At 44.9% G+C, this 23,335-nt stretch carries 20 protein-coding genes; all 20 read right to left on the bottom strand.

Going from position 1 to position 23,335, the window contains the following annotated elements; translation table 11 throughout:
* Window positions 1-45 precede the first annotated feature (45 nt).
* Window positions 46-390, bottom strand: coding sequence for a flagellar hook-basal body complex protein FliE (fliE, locus tag SVI_RS06630; protein WP_013050712.1), 345 nt, complete (start codon window positions 388-390; stop codon window positions 46-48).
* A gap of 219 nt (window positions 391-609) precedes the next feature.
* The gene (locus SVI_RS06625) at window positions 610-1,971 is read right to left on the bottom strand and encodes a sigma-54-dependent transcriptional regulator (RefSeq protein WP_013050711.1); all 1,362 of its coding nucleotides are present in this window, start codon (window positions 1,969-1,971) and stop codon (window positions 610-612) included.
* A 3-nt stretch (window positions 1,972-1,974) separates the two neighbouring features.
* Window positions 1,975-3,084: a sensor histidine kinase gene (locus SVI_RS06620; protein ID WP_013050710.1), complete on the bottom strand. Its 1,110-nt coding sequence runs from the start codon at window positions 3,082-3,084 to the stop codon at window positions 1,975-1,977.
* Window positions 3,085-3,277: 193 nt separating this feature from the next.
* Window positions 3,278-4,711, bottom strand: coding sequence for a sigma-54 dependent transcriptional regulator (locus SVI_RS06615; protein WP_041419752.1), 1,434 nt, complete (start codon window positions 4,709-4,711; stop codon window positions 3,278-3,280).
* 285 nt (window positions 4,712-4,996) lie between these two features.
* Window positions 4,997-5,407 carry a flagellar export chaperone FliS gene (gene fliS / locus SVI_RS06610; protein WP_013050708.1) on the bottom strand — a complete coding sequence of 137 codons (411 nt, stop codon included), beginning with the start codon at window positions 5,405-5,407 and terminating at the stop codon, window positions 4,997-4,999.
* Between the two features lie 6 nt (window positions 5,408-5,413).
* Window positions 5,414-5,734 carry a hypothetical protein gene (locus SVI_RS06605; protein WP_013050707.1) on the bottom strand — a complete coding sequence of 107 codons (321 nt, stop codon included), beginning with the start codon at window positions 5,732-5,734 and terminating at the stop codon, window positions 5,414-5,416.
* A 57-nt stretch (window positions 5,735-5,791) separates the two neighbouring features.
* Complete coding sequence (gene fliD, locus SVI_RS06600; RefSeq protein ID WP_013050706.1) at window positions 5,792-7,153, bottom strand: flagellar filament capping protein FliD; 1,362 nt, start codon at window positions 7,151-7,153, stop codon at window positions 5,792-5,794.
* A 72-nt stretch (window positions 7,154-7,225) separates the two neighbouring features.
* A complete protein-coding gene (locus SVI_RS06595; protein ID WP_013050705.1) occupies window positions 7,226-7,612 on the bottom strand; it encodes a flagellar protein FlaG in 387 nt (128 codons plus the stop codon).
* Window positions 7,613-7,839: 227 nt separating this feature from the next.
* Window positions 7,840-9,285 carry a flagellin gene (locus SVI_RS06590; protein ID WP_013050704.1) on the bottom strand — a complete coding sequence of 482 codons (1,446 nt, stop codon included), beginning with the start codon at window positions 9,283-9,285 and terminating at the stop codon, window positions 7,840-7,842.
* A 393-nt stretch (window positions 9,286-9,678) separates the two neighbouring features.
* Entirely contained in the window at window positions 9,679-11,127 is a 1,449-nt protein-coding gene (locus tag SVI_RS06585) for a flagellin (protein ID WP_013050703.1), read from the bottom strand.
* A gap of 136 nt (window positions 11,128-11,263) precedes the next feature.
* Window positions 11,264-12,478: a flagellar hook-associated protein FlgL gene (flgL, locus tag SVI_RS06580; RefSeq protein ID WP_013050702.1), complete on the bottom strand. Its 1,215-nt coding sequence runs from the start codon at window positions 12,476-12,478 to the stop codon at window positions 11,264-11,266.
* Between the two features lie 11 nt (window positions 12,479-12,489).
* Window positions 12,490-14,406, bottom strand: a complete 1,917-nt coding sequence (flgK, locus tag SVI_RS06575; RefSeq protein WP_013050701.1) for a flagellar hook-associated protein FlgK — start codon at window positions 14,404-14,406, stop codon at window positions 12,490-12,492.
* An 88-nt stretch (window positions 14,407-14,494) separates the two neighbouring features.
* Window positions 14,495-15,502 (bottom strand): flagellar assembly peptidoglycan hydrolase FlgJ, encoded by a 1,008-nt coding sequence (gene flgJ, locus SVI_RS06570; RefSeq protein WP_041419751.1) that lies wholly within the window; start codon window positions 15,500-15,502, stop codon window positions 14,495-14,497.
* 210 nt (window positions 15,503-15,712) lie between these two features.
* Complete coding sequence (locus tag SVI_RS06565) at window positions 15,713-16,804, bottom strand: flagellar basal body P-ring protein FlgI (RefSeq protein ID WP_013050699.1); 1,092 nt, start codon at window positions 16,802-16,804, stop codon at window positions 15,713-15,715.
* Window positions 16,805-16,844: 40 nt separating this feature from the next.
* Window positions 16,845-17,531, bottom strand: coding sequence for a flagellar basal body L-ring protein FlgH (flgH, locus tag SVI_RS06560; RefSeq protein WP_013050698.1), 687 nt, complete (start codon window positions 17,529-17,531; stop codon window positions 16,845-16,847).
* Between the two features lie 10 nt (window positions 17,532-17,541).
* Window positions 17,542-18,330 carry a flagellar basal-body rod protein FlgG gene (gene flgG / locus SVI_RS06555; protein WP_013050697.1) on the bottom strand — a complete coding sequence of 263 codons (789 nt, stop codon included), beginning with the start codon at window positions 18,328-18,330 and terminating at the stop codon, window positions 17,542-17,544.
* A 10-nt stretch (window positions 18,331-18,340) separates the two neighbouring features.
* Window positions 18,341-19,084, bottom strand: coding sequence for a flagellar basal-body rod protein FlgF (gene flgF, locus SVI_RS06550; protein WP_013050696.1), 744 nt, complete (start codon window positions 19,082-19,084; stop codon window positions 18,341-18,343).
* A gap of 185 nt (window positions 19,085-19,269) precedes the next feature.
* On the bottom strand, window positions 19,270-20,631 hold the full coding sequence (gene flgE / locus SVI_RS06545; RefSeq protein ID WP_013050695.1) for a flagellar hook protein FlgE: 1,362 nt from the start codon (window positions 20,629-20,631) through the stop codon (window positions 19,270-19,272).
* Between the two features lie 220 nt (window positions 20,632-20,851).
* Window positions 20,852-22,216, bottom strand: a complete 1,365-nt coding sequence (flgE, locus tag SVI_RS06540; RefSeq protein WP_013050694.1) for a flagellar hook protein FlgE — start codon at window positions 22,214-22,216, stop codon at window positions 20,852-20,854.
* A 316-nt stretch (window positions 22,217-22,532) separates the two neighbouring features.
* On the bottom strand, window positions 22,533-23,324 hold the full coding sequence (gene flgD, locus SVI_RS06535; protein WP_041419750.1) for a flagellar hook assembly protein FlgD: 792 nt from the start codon (window positions 23,322-23,324) through the stop codon (window positions 22,533-22,535).
* Window positions 23,325-23,335: the final 11 nt, after the last annotated feature.

The following is a 23,335-nucleotide window of genomic DNA, read 5'->3' as shown; positions in this document are numbered from 1 at the left end:
CGTTTATTCTATTAATTATTGTAATGCTTAGCATGTGGGCCGTAACTAGACAGGCATGCTCATAATTTCTTTATAAGCTTCAACTAACTTATTTCTAACCTGCACAGTCGCTTCGAATGCAACACTGGCCTTTTCTCTGGCGATTACGGTATCAGAAAGTGTCACTCTGGTATCCCCCATGTCCAGACGGCTGGCCAATGAACCAGAATTTGCCTGAAGCTCACCGACGGTGCCTATAGCCTGGGACAGAAGCTGGCCAAAATCGCTGCCTGAAGTATTACTGACTTGCTGGGTGATCGGTGAACTGAAACCGGAATTGAATCCAGAAGGCTTTATTTCACCACTAAGAGACTGCATCTCTTGTAATAATGAGTTGGCTCCAATCTGCATATCTTTCTCCCCATCGTCCCACAGAATACCCTAAGTGACGAATAGTTGACGAAGTTAACTGTTAGTTAATGACATGCAAAAGTTCTGCCAAGTATTGATGAAAGCGGAGGGGGAGTAAGTCGTGAACACGATATCGAGTAATAAGCCATATCAGTTAAACAGACTTAAGATGGGGAAGTTCCTAGGACCTGTGATCTCGGACCTAGGAAGAGGTTTGTTCTATGCAGGTATCTCTATGCCCATGTCTCTCATTTTGGCCATCTTATATCTTAGGGTTCTGGCACTGATCCCTAGTTTTTCGGCAACGAGCTTTCTACTGCCCTGACACATATTCAGCGTTTCAAGAATAATCACATGCTCCTGCGCTTTAAGCTCATCACCTAATGCATCGAGTTCAGCCGGTTTATTTACTGATTGTAATTGCTGCTCTACAGGCTCATGACTAATAAGAGCCTCCTGAGTATCGAGAACAATATCAGAGCCGGTAATCTGCGCACCACAGGTCAAGATTAAGGCGCGCTGTATCACATTATCCAGCTCCCTCACATTGCCTGGCCATCTGTGAGTCAACAAGCGTCTACAGGCTGTCTCATCTAAGGTTGGGATCGGTATGAGTCCAGATTGAGCACCATGGCGCGCCAATAGATGACGTGCCAGAGGCAAAATATCTGCTGGTCTCTGGCTCAATGACGGCCAAACCAGTGGAAATACATTAATTCGATAATAGAGATCTTCGCGAAATTCCCCTGACGCGACCACAGCTTTCAGATCGCGATTGGATGTTGCCAAGATTCTAATGTCTAACTTTATGCTTTTACGCCCTCCAAGCCGCTCAACTTCCCTTTCCTGTAATACCCTCAACAATTTTGCTTGTAGGCTTAAATCCAATTCGGTGATTTCATCTAGTAATATAGTCCCTCCCTGTGCTTGCTCAAACTTACCCGGGCAAGCTTGATATGCACCAGTAAAGGCTCCCTTCTCGTAGCCAAAGAGGGTGGCTTCCAACATATTTTCAGGTATAGCGGCACAATTTATCGCGATAAAAGGGCCATTTTCACGAGCGCTATGTTGGTGAATATATCGAGCTAGTACCTCTTTACCTGAGCCACTCGGTCCCATGATCATCACTGATGCATCCGATGAAGCCACCTTTTTAGCCAGATTTAACAAGGCGAGGCTTTTTTCATCGGCGACGATTGGCATATTCTGCACAAGCTTAGGCTTCAGATAACGAGAGACCTGATTCAGCAATACCTCTGGAGCGAAGGGTTTAGCGAGATAATCTACCGCACCAAGTTTTATGGCATTAACGGCATTATCTATGGTTGCATAAGCTGTCATCAAAAGTACGGGGAGCTGAGCTTGATTCTGCTTAAGATAGTTAAGCAGACCTATGCCGCCTATCCCCTGCATCTGTACATCGCTTATGACAAGATCGAAAGATTCGGCTTTAAGTTTAATAATCGCATCTTCCGCCGAGCAAACATCGACACATTCATATTGCGCCAGCAGCAAGGTATCTACTAGCGCTTCCCTGAGTGGATGGTCATCTTCAACCAGCAATAATTTACCTTCAGACATGGTTTATCCCTCCGCTGCGGATACTGAATTAGTCATAGAAATTGTCGTTCCAGGCTGCACCGGCGAATTTTTTAATTTAGGAAAATATAAAGATGCCTTACACCCTTTGCCCTTTTCGCAACGCAATTGAATTTTGCCACCATGATTGGCTACAACAGATTGAACTACCGCAAGGCCAAGACCTGTACCTTGAGGCTTAGTGGTAAAGAAAGGCTCGAGTACTTTCTGTTGCATCTCTTTATCTAAACCTTTGCCGTTATCAGTGATATGTATCTGGATCTGACTCTCAGTTTCACTCCCTCTTAGCTCCACAAGTGTCGCACCGGCTTCTATGCTATTGATCACCAAATTATTAATCGCAGAACTTAAGGCTCCAGAATTAGCCAGAAAATCACTCATAGAATCATCAACTCTGACTAATTTACACAGGTGTTGCTCAGCAATGGGCTCACAATTGGCCATCACATTATCTAAAATATTTGTAACCCGCTGAGCCTCTCCTTGATCTTGCCCTCTGCCCTTAGCCATCAACAACATATCATTGACCTGATGTTCTAACTCATTGAGCCTATCCACTAGCTTAGTTTGAAAGCGAGCTCTCGATTGCGCCGATATTTTCGGGCTCGCCAAATTCGAAGCATAGAGTAGTGCAGCGGTTAACGGAGTTCTCACTTGATGTGCCAGTGTTGCAACCATTTTCCCCAACGCCGACAAGCGCTGTAGATGTGATATATTTTTCTGCAGCAAACGAGTTTCGGTAAGATCAGTGATCACAATTAACTGACCAGGCTCTGGGGTTAGAGGAGTAATGGCCAACTTTACCCGGCGACCATTCTTAAGCGAGACTTCGTGACCATCATCATCTTGAGGCGAGAAAGCACGATTGATTATCTGCAGCCATTTAAGCCCCTCTAAGGGTAAACCTAACAGCTCTACTGCTACCGGATTCGCTTCGGTAACCAGGCCATCTCCATTGATGATGATTATCCCCGATGGCATCGCCTGCAGAATATGCTCCATACGATTCGACATATTGGCAGCTGGCGCTGTATCCAGCCATTTAGGCGAACCTGGATTCAAACTATTAAGTTGTAATTGAGGACTTACGGACATATCGACTCCGTCAAAAAATTGCTGCTAACGGGGATAATGCACGAATTGGGCCAAATGATAAAAATGGGGCTAGTTACTAGGTGCGAGGACGTTCGCTGATCCACTAGAGGATAATAGACGCCAGCAAAGCTGGCAATTTGAAATAAGGGGGATGGCGCTAGTTCCTAGGGGCCTAGGAACTAGAAACTTCTAATTAATCTTTACCCATGCCGTATTTACGCATCTTCTCGACTAAGGTTGTACGCCTGATCCCCAACATTTCTGCTGCCCGGGCAACGACACTATCTTGCTGATCCAGTGCTTGTCTGATCATATCGATCTCAAGTTCAGCCAGAAGGTCTTTCAAGTTAACCCCTTCAGGAGGAAGTTCACTGGGAAAGCGAGTTTCAGGGATCTCTATTGACTCTTCATCACTGAAGATAGCAGCCAAGGCATCGCGTTCCTGTTCTTCCTCACTGATCTCGACACAGTATTCAGGCACATCAATATGGCGATACTTATGAGGCAAATCGTTAACGTCGACCAAGCCACCAGGATAAAGAATAGTGAGTCGCTCAACTAAATTGGAAAGCTCTCTGACATTCCCTGACCACTTGTGCTCTTTAAGAGACTCGATTGCTCGCTGGGTAAATCTAACCTTGCCACGGCCTTCATTGTAGACCCGGCTCACCAGCTCTTGTAAGAGCAAAGGAATATCATCTTTTCTTTCACATAGTGCAGGCATTTCGATGGGGAATACATTGAGTCGGTAGTAGAGATCTTCTCTAAACTTCCCATCAGAAATCATCAATTCCAAGTCTCTATGGGTCGCAGCGACGACACGAACGTCGGCCTTGATAGGCTTACTGCCACCGACGCGTTCGAACTCTCGCTCTTGAAGAACACGGAGTAGTTTGACCTGCATCTGCAATGGCATATCGCCAATTTCATCTAAGAAAAGGGTGCCCTTTTCGGCAAGTTCAAAGCGACCTTTTCTGGCACTGATAGCACCGGTAAAAGAGCCCTTCTCATGGCCAAATAATTCACTCTCTAATAGCTCGGCAGGAATAGCGCCACAGTTAATCGGAATGAAGGGACCGTCGCGCCTATCGGAAATATAATGAATATTTCTTGCAACGACCTCTTTGCCTGTACCAGATTGGCCCAGAACCAAGACGGTAGCCTCAGAAGGAGCAACCTGGCTAATCAAATGCCGAACTTGAGCTATCCCCTCACTTCGACCCACCATGCTTCTAAATAGCTTAGTTTGATTAATACTGGTAGGTGTTTCATGACGTCTCGCCTGGCCAAAGACCTGACAAAAATGCAGTAATTCTGTTAGTTGAGGATAATTTAGAGGTTCTTCAATGAAACCAAGGATATTGGAGGCATTGACGCCGTCATGCTCGCCCAGCAATAAAATTGGCTGCCAAGGCAATTTCCCAGCAAGAGATTGAAGTAACTCTTTAGACTGTGAGTCAGCAGCGATAACCAAGGCCCGGTATCGAGTCGTCTTGAGTCGTAGTTCGAGTTTATCAATTGCGACTAACTCAACTTGTTCACCCAAAAACTCAAATACACATGATAAGCGATTAATTCGCTCAGACTGGTTACCGACAAGTAGAATTCGTTGATCTGTTAGCATCATTCAAAAAGCCGTAAAGCGCTCGTTATTAGCATTAATTATTAGTGTTTGTTGCTTAAAAGCGATGTAGTGTTTCCATTACAAATTTTAACAAAATCACTACCATGAGGAATAGTGTATTATCAGCCAGCTATTAGCAAGTCTCTGAATGCATTTAATGCTTAACTGGATAGATATTCATTGAACTTGTATGATTCTAGCTGAAAAAATAAACGAAACCATAACGATTTGTCAATTAATTGACCAAAGCCAATTAATTGGGGCTACGCGCCCCAAATCAAAATAGAATTAAACAGCCTCGGTATGAGAGACGATATGATGTTGCTCAACGGGGATGGCGTCCCAGCCTTCTTTAATTGTTCGCAATATACTAGTAACATCATCTAACGCTTGCACATCATTATTTATATTAGCTTCAGAGAGGCGGCGCAGCATAAAATCATACAGAGCACTCACATTACCTATCATCTCTCCACCAGCATCCATATTAAGGCTGCTATTAAGACCATTAATGATACCTATGGCCTTACCTATATTGAGCCCTTTATTTGCAATATCAGTATTCTCTATCGCATAGCGACTCTGGGCTATTCTTTGCAGCGCACCTTCAAACATCATCTGAATAATTCTATGAGGTGAAGCTACCGCAATTTCGTTATCTAATGATACTTTACGGTATGACTGTAATGACCTTCTCATAAAAACCTACCTATTTGAATCTATAGTCTTATATACATTAATTTGACGTTGACTTTGTTTGCCACTGTGTAACAAATTTTGCCTATGTCGCATGACTTTACTTGCTTGTAACTTATATTTCTGTGTCAGAGTTAACTGCTGCTCAAGATACTCTCTATCATCAAATTCATTATCTGCAACTAAGAGTTCGAGCAATTTTTGACGCTGACCAAATAAACCTTGCAAGTCTGATACCAGTTCATCACCAGTCTCATCATTAACATCAATTTCATCGAGATGAAGTAAACTTGAAGATAATGCTTCGTTTACTCTATTGAGTTCTTTCATTGAGCCTTCTCTTCGATAATAAGCAAAAAATAATAAACAATTTAATGACTATACGCTCTATGTTTTCTTCACCACTCCAGGCAAAGAATCCAACCTTGATTGCAACATACTGCTCTGAGCATTTAGCTGTCCCACGATGGCATCCATGGCATTGAACTGTTTAAATAACCTATTTTCATAGGCCTTCATTTTCAAAGCTAATCGTTCTCTGTTTTCCTGTATTCTTTCTAACTGGTTATCTAAAGTTTCATCACGGCCATCTAAAATACCATCAGATTTAACATAACCATCGATTAAACTATCCAAACTCGAGGCCAGCCCTGTATTCTCTGCACTGAACATCTCTTTAATCTGGCCGAAGTTTGCCGTTAACGCTTCATCTAACTTATCACTATCAACTTCTAATAACCCTTCACGAGTCGTAGTTATCCCAATGGTGCCTAAGGTAATATCGCCATCACTCGTGCTGTATACCCCAGTCAAGGCTCCACGCAGTTGACTCTGTATGGTACGAATGATCGAGTCACCTTGAAGTATTCCTGCTTGCTTAGTATCAGGATCATAACTCGACATCTCCTTCACAGATGTCATCAGGTCATTATAGGAACTGACTAGCGCGTTAATCCCTGCTTTTACCGAACCCGTATTAAGCTCTATGGTGAGTTGAGTGGTTTTAGTCGGATCCGCTTCTTTAAGAGTGAGTGTGGCACCGGTTATTGCGTTTGAGATGGTATTGGAGCTGGAAGTTACCGTTAAGCCATCGAGTTTTATGATGGAATCCTTGGCCGTCTGAACCTCAGTCATAGTGAAAGTATCACTGAGTGGCGTGCCTGGACCTACATCCGTAGCTGCGACACTAATTTGATTGGCTATACCTGTACTGGTAGATGTGAGTACCAGCTTAGCCCCTTGGTCGTCATTAATGATCGTTGCCGAGACGCCAACATTATCTGCGGCGCTGTTTATCTTTTCGACTAAGGATGTTAAGGAGTCGGTGGCATCGGCTGCAATATCGAAGCTGTTACCGTCGACCGTAAAGGTTAGTGTCCCCTCACCGATGGCCGCGCTGGCATCAGCTGATGCTATGCTACTGACTTTCTGACTTTGAGCCAACTGCTCAACTACTAGACTATAGCTACCCGCTATCGCGGTCTCATCAACGGTGGCGGTTAAAAAATCGTTGTTAGATAGTTTTACCTTGTTACTGATAAAAGATTCAGGCTTTGAGAGAAAGTCTAGCTTAGACTGAAACTCAGACATGGCACTCTTGAGTGCCCCAATGGCAGAAATCTCGGCATTAATCTTGCCTTCATCGGCATTAAATTGAGCCTGTTTTGGCGTATTCTCGGCGCCGACTAGCGCCGACACTATGCCATTGATATCCATTCCTGAACCGATACCGACTGCAGTTAATCCCATGGGAACCTCTATCACTCATCCTGAAAGCCATAAGCTAAACAGTGTACAAAACACACTAACGTCAAAAAAACATCATGCTTCAGTTTTCATCAGCATTCCGGATACTTCAAACAATTTCTGTGCCAACTCTAATGCTTCTTCGGTAGGGATCTGACGAATCGTCTCCCCCGAGTCCATGTCCATCACATTGACCACTGACACCCCGGAACTATCATCGACTCTAAATGCTAAGCCTTTCTTCATCAACGACATGGTATCACTGAGTTCGGCAACCGCTTCCTGTAATTTCTCTGGGTTATCCTCCTTGGTCAACTCAGAAGATTCACTGCCCTCTTCAACGGCTTTCACCAAGGCTCTAGGCTCAACTTCTGTGGCCTCTGGAGTCGTCGCTTTCAGTGGGACTAGCACTTCACTCTTAACACTTGTGGCATTCGATGGATTCACTAAATTAATATTCATCGCCTATAACCTCCTCTGGTTTATAAATCCCTTTTTTAAACCTGCTCCAAACTTGATTTACAAACCTTATTTAGAAACTTTATTTACATACCTTAGTTTCACATTAACTATAAACAAAAGGGAAGATTCAATTTAGAATCTCCCCTCCTTGGTTACTCTAATGAGTTCCCGCTACAAACCTACTTGTATCTCTAACTATAGCGTTTACTCATACACTAAAGTAACGATTAAAGTAGAGATAAAGCTACTTGTGGTAACTGGTTAGCCTGAGCTAGCATGGCTGACGATGTCTGCGACAGAATCTGCTGCTTAGTCATCTCTGCCGTTTCTTTAGCGAAATCGACATCCTGAATACGACTACGAGCATCTGCCACGTTAGTCTGTACATTACTCAAGTTACTGATGGTAAAGCTCATACGGTTTTGTATCGCACCTAAGTCGGCACGATTCGAATCGATACCTGCAATTGCTGAATCGATAATAGCCAATGCGCTTTGCGCACCTGCGGCATCACTAATATCGACTGTTGATATCGCTGATAGTATTGAGCCTGTTCCACCTAACATCTCTGCAGCTGTGGCACCTGTAATGGTATGATTAGTCGCACTATTTGTTGTCACGTTACCAGAAACAATTACATCGGCGGTCGCCGTAACTGCTGCAGTTGTGGCCCCAGCTTCATCTTTACCGGCAATAGTAAACGCAGCCACTGCAGTACCTGACACAGCATAACCAGATACAGCGATGTTATCTCCATTTTCATTGACTAATGCAACATTAGCACCATCAAGTGTTGCACTAACACCAATACTGCTTGAACCAGCATTTATCTGGTCAACCATATCTTGAGCTGAAGTTGCATTCGTAATTGATAATGAACTTGTTCCAGCTGCCCCTCCAACATCTAAACTGAAACTGATCGAGTTTGTACCTGCAGCAGGAGTGAAGACTAATTCAGCTTCAGTGCGTGATGTTGCACTGACTCCCGTTCCCTCAGTACCATTAATCGCAGCAGCATATTCTGCTGCTGAAGAGTTAACACCAATAGTGGCTGTATCAGTTGCACCGTTACCCGTTACAGTAATAGTATCTGCAGTAATTGCATTCACAGTACCAGCAACGGCTAAACCTGACCCAGTACCTGAACCAGATATCTGGTTACTACCTATCGAGGTTGACGAGACGTTTTTAAGCGTTACTGCAATGGTTTGATTTGCATCGGAACCAACTTGAAAGTTTTGAGTACCGTAACTTCCATCAAGAAGATTCTGTCCACCAAATGAGGTCGTTTCAGCGATACGGGTCAATTCATTTTGTAGTGAAGCGATCTCTTTCTGCATAGAAGCACGATCATCTGATGAGTTTGAACCGTTAGCAGACTGTAGTGACAGGTCACGCATACGTTGAAGAATGTTGGTCGACTCGCCCATGGCGCCTTCTGCGGTTTGCGCAATAGAGATACCATCGTTAGCATTACGCATAGCAACATCGAGGCCGTTAATCTGACTGGTCATACGATTCGAAATCTGTAGACCCGCCGCATCATCCTTTGCACTGTTAATACGAAGACCTGAAGCTAATCGCTCCATCGAAGTACTTAAATTACTCTGGGCACCATTAAGGTTGCTCTGTGCCTTCATAGATGTGACGTTCGTGTTTACTGAAATAGCCATAATTTGTTCCTCTTTATACCTGACTTTTAGACTATGCCTGTCTGCGTTAAGCCAGGCGGATCTTTCGGTTACAATGTATTTAACGGCAGCACTATTTTTTACTTTAGAAAAATTTTAAAAAAATTTGCATAGTGTTAGAGAGGCATGAACAAAAAGTGGATGAAAGGAAGAGAGGAAAGCTGCTATAAGTTGTAAGTGACGAGCTAAAAACATGACAAAGAAGACAGCGAGTGTCGAGATAAGGCAAAAGGCAAAAGGATAATCTTAGAAGTGATATGTTTCTTCCTAGCTCGAGTCTAATTCAAAAACAAAAAACACTTAATCCTCATCGAGAATTAAGTGTTTTATAAATCTAAGCGCTAATCCTAGGGACATTACCCTAAGTTACGCCTCTTAACCTAGTAGCGATAATGCTACCTGAGGTAACTGGTTAGCCTGGGCTAACATGGCTGAGGAGGTTTGAGATAGGATCTGTTGTTTAGTCATCTCTGCAGTCTCCTTAGCGAAATCCACGTCCTGAATACGACTCCGAGCATCAGCTACGTTAGTCTGCACGTTTCCTAGGTTACTAATCGTAAAGCTCATACGATTTTGCACAGCACCTAAATCGGCACGGTTAGAATCAATCCCTGTAATAGCCGAATCGATAATAGCCAGTGCGCTTTGCGCACCTGCGGCATCACTAATATCAACCGTTGAAATAGCAGCCAAAATAGATCCGGTGCCACCTAACATTTCAGCTGAAGTAGCTCCTGTAACAGTATGATTTGTTGAACTATTGGTTGTGACATTACCAGTTACAATCACATCCGCAGTCGCCGTAACGGCTGCAGTTGCAGTACTAGTTTCATCTTTACCCGCAATAGTAAATGCTGTTACAGCTGTACCCGAAACAGAGTAACCTGACATGCCAATGTTATCACCGTTTTCATTGACTAAAGAAACATTACCGCCATCAAGTGTGGCTCTTACACCAATACTGCTAGAGCCAGCATTAATCTGGTCAACCATATCTTGAGCCGATGTAGCATTGGTAACCGCCAATGTACTTGTTCCTGCGGCTCCTCCAACATCTAAATTAAAACTGACAGAGTTTGTACCTGCAGCAGGCGTATAAACTAGTTCAGCCTCCGTACGTGCAGTTGCACTGACTCCCGTCCCCTCTGTACCATTAATCGCTGCAGCATATTCTCCTGCTGAAGAGTTAATACCGATAGTCGCTGTATCCGTTGCACCATTACCCGTTACAGTGACGGTATCAGCAGTCATTGCATTCACAGTACCAGCAACGGCTAAACCTGATTTAGTACCTGAACCGGATATTTGGTTACTACCAATCGCTGTGGCGGAAACGTTTTTAAGTGTTACTGCAATGGTTTGGTTTGCATCAGATCCAACTTGAAAGTTTTGAGTACCGTAACTACCATCAAGAAGATTCTGACCACCAAAAGAAGTCGTCTCAGCAATCCGAGTTAGCTCGACTTGTAAAGCCGATAGCTCCTTCTGCATAGCCGATCTGTCTGTATCTGAGTTCGAACCGTTAGCAGCCTGCAAAGACAAGTCACGCATCCGCTGTAAAATATTTGTCGACTCTCCCATTGCACCTTCAGCGGTCTGGGCAATCGAGATACCATCATTGGCATTACGCATAGCCACATCGAGTCCATTAATCTGACTAGTCATACGATTGGAGATAGCCAATCCTGCAGCATCATCTTTGGCACTGTTAATGCGTAAACCAGAAGATAAACGCTCCATGGACGTTTGTAGGTTACTGTTGGCACCATTAAGGTTGCCCTGTGCTTTCATGGATGTCACGTTGGTATTAACGGTAATAGCCATCTTGAGTTCCTCTTTATGTTTTACTGCCAAGGCTCAAGCCTGGCTATATGTTGTTAATCTTTAATTCTCATGTTTCGAACGTTCAGTCTTAGCCCCTTGATAGACCGTCGACTGTGGTTACTCGTGTTGATTACCTTTATATGTAATCAAATAATGTGGTCGACCCCACTCTGCTAAACAGAGTCGATACTGCATTTAACGCTAATTGCTGTTTTTCAAACTCTGTGATTGCTGAGGCATAATCTAAATCTTCCAACAATGACAGAGCTGAACTGTTGACTAACTTTTCATCTGCGTGGCTCGACTGATAACTCTCTACACGTTTTAAGTCGTTACCTGCGATACCCCTGTCAAAATCTATTTGTTTTGTACCACTAGCCATATTATCCAATAACTGTGCCAACTCAGCACTTCCCTGAGGCGTGTTAACCTTATTAGGGTCTTCGATGAGACTTATAGCCTGATTAATGGTGTCAAAAATACTGACTTCGGTTTGCGGTGACATGGTGAAAGAATCCCCTGGGACTGGGGTTCCATCGACTTTCACTTCGATACCATTAAAACTGACTGGGTTGGTTGGGTCGAAGTTAGCCACCACCACTTGTGATGTAGCAGCCGAATCAAAAACTTCTAAATTAACGCCACCGACGCCATTATCGGTAAAGGTAAAGGTATATCCTTCAGGAGCCACTGGTACATGGGCGCCTGGTGTGACTATCTTGGCACTTTCTACACTAAATTCACCTACTTGGGCTGGCAGATAATTGACACTAAAGTCACCTATGGCATTCGCTGCGTTCATAAAGACACTATCACCCGGCAAGTTTGTGCCGACTGTCACTCCGGATGCCACAACCGCTTGCCTCACGCCACTGTCACCGCTGTAAACTATGTTTCCTGCGGTGTCGAATGCGAAAGGCTGGGTAGATGTTTGATTACCCGAAAAGATATATTTTCCTGATTCATCTCTTGAATTCGCAATAGATAAAAGCTCTTCGAGACTCGACCTCATCTCATTGGCGATAGTCACTCGGTCGATATCGGTCAAGCTACCATTCACGCCCCTTAACACTTGATCCTTAATTGAACTGACCAGGCTTTCCGCGCTGCCAAGCTTACTTTCAGCGACGGCCAAGTGACCCGTTGCATAATCAATGTTTTTGATAAACTGATTAACCAAGGCGTTTTGCTGGTACAAATTATCTATACCTATGGCTGCAACAGGATCGTCTCCAGCCGTATTGACCCTTTTACCACTGGATAATTGATCCAAGACCTTACTGGTTGCTGATTGTTTATCCAGCACACTTGTGATGCTTTGATTGAACATTTGAGCAGTAGAAATTCTCATATCAGCCTCCTTTATCTAACCGCGTTAAATAGCGTTTCAAAGATTTCATTCGCCGTGGTCATTATTCGCGCAGAGGCCTGATAGGCCTGTTGAAAGCGCATCAGATTGGCGGCTTCTTCATCTAAATTAACTCCAGATTCACTCTGCACTCGGGTATAAGCCTGTTGATATACTGATTGGGCCGTTCCAACCGCTATCTCGGCTGCTTTAGCCTTACCACCCACCGAGAGTTTTGTGCCCTCATAAACATCTGCGAGGGTCGAACCACCAGCATTCATCAACTTGGCTTCACTCAATTTCGCCATGGTGACAGCATTGGTGTTATCACCAGGTCCAAATGAGAGATCGAACGTAAATCTATCTGTCGCCCCAGCAGTAGTTGCCACATCGAAGGTAAAACCATGTGCACTGATTAAAGGCGGGGTATATGCAGCGGGAGCACCAAGGGATGTGCCATTAACATCGAAGACTTCAAACATACTCGTCGTGGTATTAATCTCGAAAGTCAGTTCAGAACCTGTAACGGGGAAATTGATATCGGTGCGATCATCTATACTCACCATCTCTACTTGAGTGTTACCAGAGTTCGCAGCATCAGAGGTTATCTTAGGCGCCGCGGCAGCAATGCCCTTACCGTCGGTCATCATCACAGAAATACCTGCAGCGGCGCCGGATGATGGACGGATCTCAAACTTATCCCCATCGGCCAAAATGCCAGAATCTATATGTACGGTGAAACCATTAGCCCCATCAAGCTGAGTGCCATTTAAGGTTAGTGGGGTGATTGTGCCGGTTACTGTGTCTTTCAACTCATAAGTGGCCGGAGCGGTATACTTCAACTCAAAACTATTGCCCGACAGAAGACCTACATCATCAATATTGACTCTTAGGTTAGCCGAGCCAGCATTGGAACCGAATTCTCCGACTCGCCCAATGGTCATTGACGGATCGTTAATATCTTTAAATATGTTCTGGCCCATCTCACCATTAAGATCGAAACCTTGGGCATTGGCTTGATTGAATGCGTCTGCCACTCCTAAACTGAGTTGGCCCAATTCGAGTTCTGACGGAATAAGTGTTTCATCACGAAATGTAAATAGCGCCCCCAACTGACCGCCCATCTTTATCGGATCTATAACATGGCTCTGGACGCCAACATTAGCAACGACTCTCAATTCGCCCGGATGTGGGTCTCCCGCCGTAGTGTCCAGAGACATAGCAATCTCACCGGATACCAACATCACAGCGCCACCTAACATGATGCTTTTAGCCCCTGTGTCCAGTGGGATCACATTGACTTGAGCGTATTGGCTCAGTTCCTGAATCAATGCATCTTGCTTATCTAACAATTGAGAATCTTCACCCTGAGACTTCATCAACTCTTGGTTTACTAGACCCAGCTCTTTACTGATCTCGTTAATTCTGTCTGTGATACCGGCGATTTGATCATTGGTCTGTTTCATTTGGCCATCTAGGTGCTTCTGCATCTGATTCAGGCTATCCGCCAGTTGCCCTGCCGAACCTAGCACAGTGCCACGTATGCCCATATCATCAGGCAAATCAGCCAAACTGTTTAAACCGGCAAAAAAATCATTCAGGCCCTGCGGTATAGACTTACCAATTTGTGAAAACAATTGATCAAGTTCACTCATCTTAGTTTGAGTCGTCTGGGCTCCGCTGACCCCAGTTTGACCTATCCTAAGCTCGCGAGCGGCATATTCGTTATAGATACGTTTTACATCTGAAATATAAGTTCCAGCACCGTAAAAACTGTCACCAAAACGCTGAGATTCTAGGCTTGACTGTTCGGCAACTTGTCTGTGATATCCCTGGGTATTAGCGTTAGCGATATTATTACTGGTCACAGCAAGCTGGGACTGAGACGCCAAGACACCAGTGCGGGCAATATTCAAAAGGTCCATAGACATTACACTCTACTCCTATCTATTCGCGGCTCGCCTTGCTGCATATCTTGCTGCAAAAAGGAAACATCAGATGTCTTACCAATCAAGATCATTACCTTCCTCCCATAGATGGCAGACTAAGATTTGACTTGATAGATTCCATCACCTTAATCACTTTATCGGCATAGTTAGGATCCGTTGCATAACCGGCATCTTGTAAGGCCTGGATAAATTCGTTGGGGTTTGCGGCTTTCTTCATCGCTGCTTGATATCTAGGACCGTTTGAAATAAAGCTGACAAAGTCGTCAAAACTTTGCTTTATATCTTGGTAGACACGGAAATCGGATTTTTGCTGTACCGCAATGCCTTGTTCGAACTCGAGCGTACTCACTAGGGCCTTATCACCCTGCCAACGTTTATCAGCCTTGATGTTAAAAAGGTTGTTACTGGATTCGCCTCGAGCCCCTTTTATCATTTTCTGACCCCAGCCGGTTTCCAGAGCCGATTGTGCAATCAAAACTTCGGGCTTAGTGCCTAGAGCCTGTGCCGCTTTTTCTGCATATGGGTAGAGCTTAGCGACAAAGTCATCTTTATCTGTGAAGGTCATTTCCGCCGGTCTGATTTGAGATGGCAAACTCTTGCCTGTCAAAATACTGTCTAGAGGATTCTGGGGCTTAGCATCTGAGCTGGTCATTGTATTGCTTACTTCAACTGACCTTGTTGCCCGGTTCATCACATGTGATTTAATAGAGTCTTGAGATAAGTCAGACTGCATCCCCCCTCTTAGGACTGATGCTGGGGTGACCTTGCTGGTTTCCGGAGACAGTTGCTGCATCATCAGGTCGGCGAGACCCAACATGCCCTTTTCAGATAAGTTAACCGACATCTGCTGATCATGCATTTGCTCATAAAATTTGGTGTATTCGCTGTTCATCGGGCTATCGGATTCAAACACGGCATTGGCAGAGCGCATGCTTTTCATCAGCATCTGCACGAAAATCCCTTCGAATTGTTGTGCAACCTCCTTCAAAGCTGCCTTATCATCTTTCAGGGCCTTGGCTCTTAACGAGTCAAGTCCTCCGATGTCTAAAAAGTGTGATGAATTTGACAGCTTTTCCATAAAAGTTCCCGGTTGTGCCGACAATAAACAGACGGTATTTACTTTATGTAGCAAGGCACATGCCACATCACCTGATGATTGAGTTTTAATAGAGGGGATAAAATGAATTTATGGGGGAATAGTTAATAAAGAGAAAGTGTTAGGACCTATAAATAGGCCCTAACAGAACGACGTTACAGTGATTAAAGGCTAACAAAATCCAGCTGATGATTAGATGATGATAAGTTCACCGTGGAGTGCTCCGGCCACCTTTAAGGCTTCCAAAATAGCCAGCACATCTGAGGGAGCCGCGCCTACTAAGTTGACGGCCCGGACCAGTTCATCCAATGTGGTACCCGGACTAAACAAAAACATACGCCTGTCTGACTCATTAACATCAATTGTACTGTCTGTAGTCACCACAGTTTGACCACCAGCTAAGGCATTTGGCTGTGATACCTGAGTCGCTTCGGCGATTGTGACCGTTAAGCCACCATGGGTCACGGCCGCGGCTAATAGACGTACATTTTTGCCCACCACTATGGTCCCGGTACGTGAGTTAACGATGACTTTCGCTGATTCATCTGCAGGTTCAACTTGAATATTTTCTAATGTTGCCAGAAATGAGACTCGCTGAGACACATCTCTTGGCGCACTCACCTGTACAGAAGCCGCATCTAAGGGTCTCGCCATGCCAGGGCCCAGGAGCTCATTAATGGCATCTGCTAATCGTTTAGCCGTTGAAAAATCGGCGCGGCGAAGATTAAATGTAAGGTAATCGCCACTAGAAAAAGGGGTTGCTACAGCACGTTCTATGATAGCGCCATTTGGAATTCGGCCAACCGTAGGGGTATTTCGAATGACTTTTGAGCCATCTAAACCTTCTGCACTGAAACCACTAACCACCATACTGCCCTGGGCAATAGCATAGACATTGCCATCAACTCCCTTGAGGAAAGTCTGGATTAAGGTTCCCCCCCGTAGACTCTTGGCTTCACCTAGACTCGATACCGTAACATCGAGAGTTTGCCCAGGTTTAATAAAAGGCGGCATATCCGCATGAACCGCGACCACGGCGATATTCTTTATTTTGGGGCGAAAGTTATCGGGCAAATTAATGCCAAAGTTCTTCAGCATAGTCTTAAATGTCTGTTCGGTGTAACGCGTCTTCTCACCCGTGCCCGGCAAACCGACGACCATACCATAGCCTATCAGTTGGTTATGGCGCACACCTTGAACATTAGCAATGTCTTTTATTCTTTGTGCCTGGCTTGGGCCAGCGACAAAAAACAACAATAAAAGGTAGATAAATTTATATTTCATAACGTTAATTCCTTAATTACTACTAGGTTCCATGCCGGCCTTAGAAAGGCCACCAACTTCCCATAAAGAATGAACTTAGCCATCCAACCTTTTGCACATCGGCAAAAGTGCCTGTACCACTATATTGAATACGAGCGTTAGCGACTCGAGTCGAGTCTATGGTGTTGTCCGGACGTATATCTTGTGAGCGTACTAGCCCAGTCAAGCGCACGAATTCATCACCATTGTTGATGCTGATCCATTTCTCCCCTCGAATGACTAAGTTGCCATTATTGAGTACCTGCATCACGTTGGCTGAAATGCTGCCGCTTAAACTATTACTCTGATCCGCATCAGACTCACGCTTGGTATTCATGCTGTCTTTGTATCTTAGGTCTAGGGCTTGACCGCTTATGCTAATATTGCCGCTACCGACATAGATGGGATCCAGCGTTAAATCTGTCCCCTTCTTGATCTCATTACTGGCACTCTTCTTCGCTTGAGTCTGCTCCATCAGAATAACTGTGATGATGTCGCCGACTTTAAGTGCCTTAATATCTGAATAGAGACTAGATGCCTGACTGGCCTGATACATAGATCCTGTGGCGACGATTTTAGTCGCTGGTGCTTCAGGATATACAGGAGCGTAATAGGGATCATCAGGGATAGGCTTGTGAGCACTGGTCGAGTTACACCCGCTCAACAAGAAACCAAGTAATAATACGAATAATGAACCTTGATTACTCATAGCCTTGCCTCTACAGATTCTGATTGACGTAAGACAGCATCTGATCGACAGCCGAGATAACTTTTGAGTTCATCTCATAGATGCGTTGGCTCTCAATAAGATTCACCAATTCTTCGGTTACGTTAACATTCGAAGTCTCAAGTGCACCTTGTCGAATGGCGCCCATGCCATCGAGTGAAGCTGTTCCCTGAATAGGTGTGCCACTGGCACCCGTCTCCAGGTATAAATTCTGTCCCATAGGGTCTAATCCGCTTGGATTAATGAAATCAGACATACTCAACTGACCCACGACTTGGTTTTCTATGGTTCCAGGGGTCTTAACCGATACTTCACCTTCGGCAGACACGGTAATACTGGTAGCATTATCTGGGATAGTTATTGCTGGTTGCACCACATAGCCTGAGCCTGAAGTCACCATTTGCCCTGTGTCATCTAAGGTAAATTGACCATTGCGGGTATAGGCCGCTGTACCATCAGGAAGTTGTATCTCAAAAAATCCCGGACCTTCAATCATCATATCCAGGGAGTTATCGGTTGTTAGCATGTTCCCTTGGGTAAACACCTTCTGAGTAGCAACAACCTTAGTACCCGCACCTATGTTTAATCCATTGGGTAACTTGGTATTTGATGCACTGATGCCGCCGGCTTGGTTAACCGTTTGATAAAGGAGATCTTCAAAAACAGCACGGCTCTTCTTATAACCAATCGTGCTTGCGTTAGCCACGTTGTTCGAGATCACCGAGATATCTGTTTGCTGAGCATCTAAGCCTGTCTTACTAATCCATAACGCGGGATGCATAATATTACTCCTAGCTAATACGCATTAATGAAGAGGAGGCTTTATCCATCTCTTCTGCTGTTTTCATCATTTTGACCTGCATCTCAAATTGACGCTGTATATCAATAAGTGCCACCATCTCTGAGACGGCATTGACGTTACTGCCTTCCACAGCACCACTTTCTATTGTAATAAAAGCATCCGCAGGGGCATTGTCACCGGATATCAACCTGAACAAGCCGTCTTCCCCTCGCATCAAATTTTGATTACCTGGATTGACTAACTTGATACGGCCGACGACTTCAATCACTTCCGCCGTAGAGCCTAAAGGTCTGACAGAGATGATGCCATCTTGAGAGATTGATACCTTCTCGATAGGCAGTGGCAACACAATCGGGCCTGAATCACCCATGATGGGATTTCCGCGGTCGTTACGCAGTAGGCCGGTAGTGTCAAAACTTAAACTGCCGGAACGCGTGTATGCCTCACCACCATCGGCGCTCTGCACCGCAATCCAGCCATCACCTTTGACGGCAATATCGAGATCTCTTCCTGTGGTCTTGATTGGTCCCGCAGCAAAATCAGCTGATGGGCTTTCAGTCATAGCAAATACCCTTGTAGGCAATCCTTCACCAAAAGCTTGCATCGAGCGAGCTTGCTCCATATCCGCCTTGAAACCATCGGTATTGGCATTGGCTAAGTTATTTGCGCGCACAGCCAGGGAATTCATATTTTGCTTTGCGCCGCTCATGGCAACGTAGAGTAATTTATCCACTGGTGTTCTCCGTCAATCTTTTGCTAATTACTTTCTATATAAGATTAAAAGCAAACATCGTGCCAATGCAGAAACAACTTGTTGGCACTTAGGAAAAAGGGTAGTAAGTCGAAATGGAGAGAGAAACGGAAAGGCATTGCCGTGCGGCAATGCCTTTATTGCTTTAACTATGGATATCGCGCGAATTAGCGGATCTGTAATATGGTCTGCTGCAAAGTATTATTGACTTCCAGTGTTCTTGAGTTGGCCTGGAAATTACGTTGAGCTGAGATAAGATCCACCAGCTCTGTGGTCAAGTCTACATTTGACTGCTCTAAGGCAGATGAACGTATACTGCCGAATGTACCAGTATTAGCTTCACCAGCCAGTGCCAGTCCCGAGTCTTGGCTAGCCTTCCAGGAAGTGTTGCCTACCTGAGTCAGGCCTTGTTCATTGGCGAAACGCGCCAGTGCAACCCGAGCCAAAGCGACTGTCGTGCCATTACTGTAACTTGCATTGATCAAACCATCGGCGCCAACTTCGACATTGGTGAGACGGCCCACTGTGGTGCCATCCTGGTTTAACTCAGTAACTTCAAACGTCGAGGCGTATTGAGTCGGGTTATTAAAGTCTATGGTCAGGGTTTGCGTACCATCGGTACCAGGACCCAGCACCCCAGCGCCGCCTACCCCTAACGCTTGTGTTTTGATTGTGGCTGGATCACTAGTCGTGTATGAACCTATATCGTTAAACTTGATCACCGCGCCCTTCCAACCGCCGGCGGTTACAGCAGTACCTGTACCATCAGGGGCACCATCTGCATTGGTATCCGTTTGATAGCTGCCTGCCGCGCCATCTAGATCAACTTGTTTGCCATCAACCGCATAGAAGGCAACCCAGTTACTCTCACCGGTATAAGCCGCATTAGGTGGACGCACGAAATAGGTGGTCATAATATGCGGCTCACCCAAGGAGTCATACATGGTAACAGCGGTGGAATTGTTATAGGTATCGCGATCGTTAGGGTCGAACAAGGCTGGATCTAATGTAGAGTCAGCGGCATTAAGATTCATCTGAATGCCGATGTTTTCTGTCTTCTGCGGGCTACCTGCGGTATCTGGAATAGTAACTGGTTTAGTCGTAGTCAGACTCACAGATGTCGAGTTGCCATCTTTGTCTACGGGAAACGTTTGTAAAAAGTTTCCTTGAGAATCAACTAAATAATTACTTGAATCCACTTTAAACGCACCTGCACGGGTAAAAGATTGCTCCTTTCCACTGAGATCCGAAGAGGTCACAAAAAAACCACCACCATTAATGGCCATATCCAAAGCATTATTTGTAAACTGCATACTGCCTTGATGAAATTGCTGAGCCACTTGGCTGGTGGTAACTCCGCCGCCAACGGCAGTCTTACTGTTAGAAAAAATAGAATTTGCGTAGACATCGGAAAACTCAGCTCGAGACTCTTTAAAGCCTATACTGTTAACGTTTGCTATGTTATTTGCAGTGGTGTTTAGATCTTTTTGAGCAGCAGCAATTCCACTCAACGCGATATTAAATGACATGGTTTACCTATATTCAATCGATTACAGCAGGTGGAATGCTAAATACCACCAAAATTCAATTCATAACAACAGGCAATGGGAGTATCTCCCATCGGTATTCTAATTTTTACGTTTTTTGTCTAATGTTTTCCTGATTTAACCAGCGTACTGAGAGCCTGATTGCATAAAAGCATTGCCCTTCGGCAATGCTTTTATCTCCACAGAGAGGATATCTAGCTTATTAGCGGATCTGCAATATGGTCTGTTGCAAGGTATTATTGACTTCCAGTGTCCTTGAGTTGGCCTGGAAGTTACGTTGAGCTGAGATAAGGTCCACCAGTTCAGTGGTCAAATCTACATTCGATTGCTCAAGTGCAGACGAACGAATACTACCGAAGGTACCACTATTGGCTTCACCTGCCAGTGCCAATCCAGAATCCAGGCTCGCCCTCCAGGAAGTATTACCCACCTGAGTCAAACCTTGTTCATTGGCGAAACGCGCCAGGGCAACCCGAGCCAGAGCGACTGTCGAGCCATTACTGTAACTGGCATTGATCAAACCATCGGCGCCGACTTCGACATTAGTAAGACGGCCCACAGTGGTACCATCCTGATTTAACTCGGTCACCTCGAACGTCGAAGCATATTGAGTCGGATTATTAAAGTCTATGGTCAATGTTTGTGTGCCATCAGTACCTGGGCCCAAGACTCCGGCACCTGCAACCCCCAACTGCACAGTTAGGATAGGGTCAGGATCGGTAGTGGTATGTGCACCGGTATCATTAAACTTGATCACAGCGCCTTTCCAGCCGCCGGCATTAACCGCAGGTGTATTTAGCACATCTGCCACACCATCGCCGGTAGTATCTTGATCGAATACACCTGCAGGACCTGCTAAATCAACTTGTTGACCGTCTATGGCATAGAAGGCAGCCCAGTTACTCTCGCCGGTATAAGCCGCATTTGGTGGACGCACAAAATAGGTAGTCAAAATATGCGGCTCACCCAAGGAGTCATACATGGTCACAGCGGTGGAATTGTTATAAGTATCTCGATCGTTAGGATCGAACAAGGCTGGATCTAACGTGGCATCGGCGGCATTAAGATTCATCTGAATGTTAATATTTTCCGTCTTCTTTGGGCTACCCGCAGTATCAGGTATTCTAACTGGCTTAGTCGTAGTTAAACTGACAGATGTGGAGTTGCCATCCTTATCGACAGGAAATGTCTGCAGATAATTACCTTGGGAGTCAACCAGGTAGTCGGCAGAGTTGACTTTAAATGCCCCTGCTCGGGTGAAAGAGTGATCTTTAGCTTCGAGCTCTGATGACGTCACGAAGAATCCACCACCATTGATGGCCATATCCAGCGCATTATTAGTAAACTGTAAGCTACCTTGGTGAAATTGCTGAGCGACCTGACTGGTAGTAACACCGCCACCCACAGCCGTTTTACTGTTAGCAAAGATGGAGTTCGCGTACACATCGGCAAACTCAGCACGGGATTCTTTAAAGCCGATGCTATTAACGTTGGCTATATTATTTGCCGTGGTATTTAGATCTTTCTGCGCAGCTGCGATACCACTCAATGCAATGTTAAACGACATAATTCACCTCGATTCAATTCACTACTTCAGTCAATGTAGCCCACCACCGACACTTCAATTCATAATTGCAGGTAGGAGATATTCACCCAGTTAAAATTCATTATTTCAACCAATGTAACCCACCACAAACACTTCAATTTCAATTTATTACTTCAGTCAATGTAGCCTACCACCGACACTTAGATTCATAATTTCAGTCAATGTAACCAACCACAGACATTCAATTTTTCACTATGGACAAGAAGATATTTACCCGGCTCTAATTCATGATTGAAGCTCACAGGCTTATTTTCCCCCGCAAGCCCAGAGAGCAAGATCACACCTCAGAAACTGCCAAGACATCGCCGAGTTTAATGCCACCTATACCACGTAAATTCAAGATTGAACCGGTAGATGCAGTACCTAGAGAGACGCTGGTAACATGAGCATAAGTAGAAACGGCAAGTTCTTCACTCTGACCATCGACTCTGCCACTGGCTTTAATCGAATAATTTCCGCTTGGCATAGCATCGCCATTTTTGTCCAATCCATCCCAGGACACATCGACATTACCGCCTTGACTACCATCGACCTCAAAAGTCTTGATCAGTTGCCCTTTGTCATCTTCGATACGTACGACTATGATCTCGATAGCCTCAGGCGTACTCACCACTCCCTTAAGTACAGGGTCTTCCACCGAAAGATGGCCGGTATCCGATGGGATCAATACTTTCTGTCCCACAAGACCTGAAGCTTGCAAAGCCTGACTTGAAGTCATAACTGTATTAAGATTGATAATCTCGTCATTGAGATTACTAATACCGTCAACGGTAGAAAATGCTGCCATTTGCGCAATCATCTGATCGTTATCGACGGGTTTAAATGGGTCTTGCATCGACAACTGTTGACTCAAGAGAGAGAAGAAATCCTCTTGGCTCAGTCCTTGACTATTCGCCTCTGGTATCGATTTTTCTTCAGGCAAACGAATTGCGTCAAGAAACGGATTCCCCGTTGTCGATGTCTGCTCAGTTGCGGCCGATGTCACTTGTTTAGATGGCGCTGCTGACTGAGTCGACGTTTGAGACTGTCCACCAAGGGGTGCATTATTAAGTTGGTTAATGAGGCTCACTTCTTACCTCC

Origin of the sequence: Shewanella violacea DSS12 (assembly GCF_000091325.1) — a bacterium.
Lineage (GTDB): Bacteria > Pseudomonadota > Gammaproteobacteria > Enterobacterales > Shewanellaceae > Shewanella > Shewanella violacea.
This window is presented reverse-complemented; position numbering and strand designations above follow the sequence as displayed.

What these genes read in the sequence shown, in the direction of transcription:
- SVI_RS06605 (WP_013050707.1), bottom strand. Translation starts at nt 5,734, where the DNA reads ATGAAAGAACTCAATAGAGTAAACGAAGCATTATCTTCAAGTTTACTT.
- fliS (WP_013050708.1), bottom strand. Translation starts at nt 5,407, where the DNA reads ATGAGAAGGTCATTACAGTCATACCGTAAAGTATCATTAGATAACGAA.
- flgE (WP_013050695.1), bottom strand. Translation starts at nt 20,631, where the DNA reads ATGTCATTTAATATCGCGTTGAGTGGAATTGCTGCTGCTCAAAAAGAT.
- SVI_RS06590 (WP_013050704.1), bottom strand. Translation starts at nt 9,285, where the DNA reads ATGGCTATTTCAGTAAACACGAACGTCACATCTATGAAGGCACAGAGC.
- flgK (WP_013050701.1), bottom strand. Translation starts at nt 14,406, where the DNA reads ATGTCTATGGACCTTTTGAATATTGCCCGCACTGGTGTCTTGGCGTCT.
- SVI_RS06625 (WP_013050711.1), bottom strand. Translation starts at nt 1,971, where the DNA reads ATGTCTGAAGGTAAATTATTGCTGGTTGAAGATGACCATCCACTCAGG.
- SVI_RS06595 (WP_013050705.1), bottom strand. Translation starts at nt 7,612, where the DNA reads ATGAATATTAATTTAGTGAATCCATCGAATGCCACAAGTGTTAAGAGT.
- fliD (WP_013050706.1), bottom strand. Translation starts at nt 7,153, where the DNA reads ATGGGATTAACTGCAGTCGGTATCGGTTCAGGAATGGATATCAATGGC.
- SVI_RS06615 (WP_041419752.1), bottom strand. Translation starts at nt 4,711, where the DNA reads ATGATGCTAACAGATCAACGAATTCTACTTGTCGGTAACCAGTCTGAG.
- SVI_RS06585 (WP_013050703.1), bottom strand. Translation starts at nt 11,127, where the DNA reads ATGGCTATTACCGTTAATACCAACGTGACATCCATGAAAGCACAGGGC.
- flgG (WP_013050697.1), bottom strand. Translation starts at nt 18,330, where the DNA reads ATGCATCCCGCGTTATGGATTAGTAAGACAGGCTTAGATGCTCAGCAA.
- fliE (WP_013050712.1), bottom strand. Translation starts at nt 390, where the DNA reads ATGCAGATTGGAGCCAACTCATTATTACAAGAGATGCAGTCTCTTAGT.
- flgE (WP_013050694.1), bottom strand. Translation starts at nt 22,216, where the DNA reads ATGTCGTTTAACATTGCATTGAGTGGTATCGCAGCTGCGCAGAAAGAT.
- SVI_RS06620 (WP_013050710.1), bottom strand. Translation starts at nt 3,084, where the DNA reads ATGTCCGTAAGTCCTCAATTACAACTTAATAGTTTGAATCCAGGTTCG.
- flgJ (WP_041419751.1), bottom strand. Translation starts at nt 15,502, where the DNA reads ATGGAAAAGCTGTCAAATTCATCACACTTTTTAGACATCGGAGGACTT.
- flgH (WP_013050698.1), bottom strand. Translation starts at nt 17,531, where the DNA reads ATGAGTAATCAAGGTTCATTATTCGTATTATTACTTGGTTTCTTGTTG.
- flgL (WP_013050702.1), bottom strand. Translation starts at nt 12,478, where the DNA reads ATGAGAATTTCTACTGCTCAAATGTTCAATCAAAGCATCACAAGTGTG.
- SVI_RS06565 (WP_013050699.1), bottom strand. Translation starts at nt 16,804, where the DNA reads ATGAAATATAAATTTATCTACCTTTTATTGTTGTTTTTTGTCGCTGGC.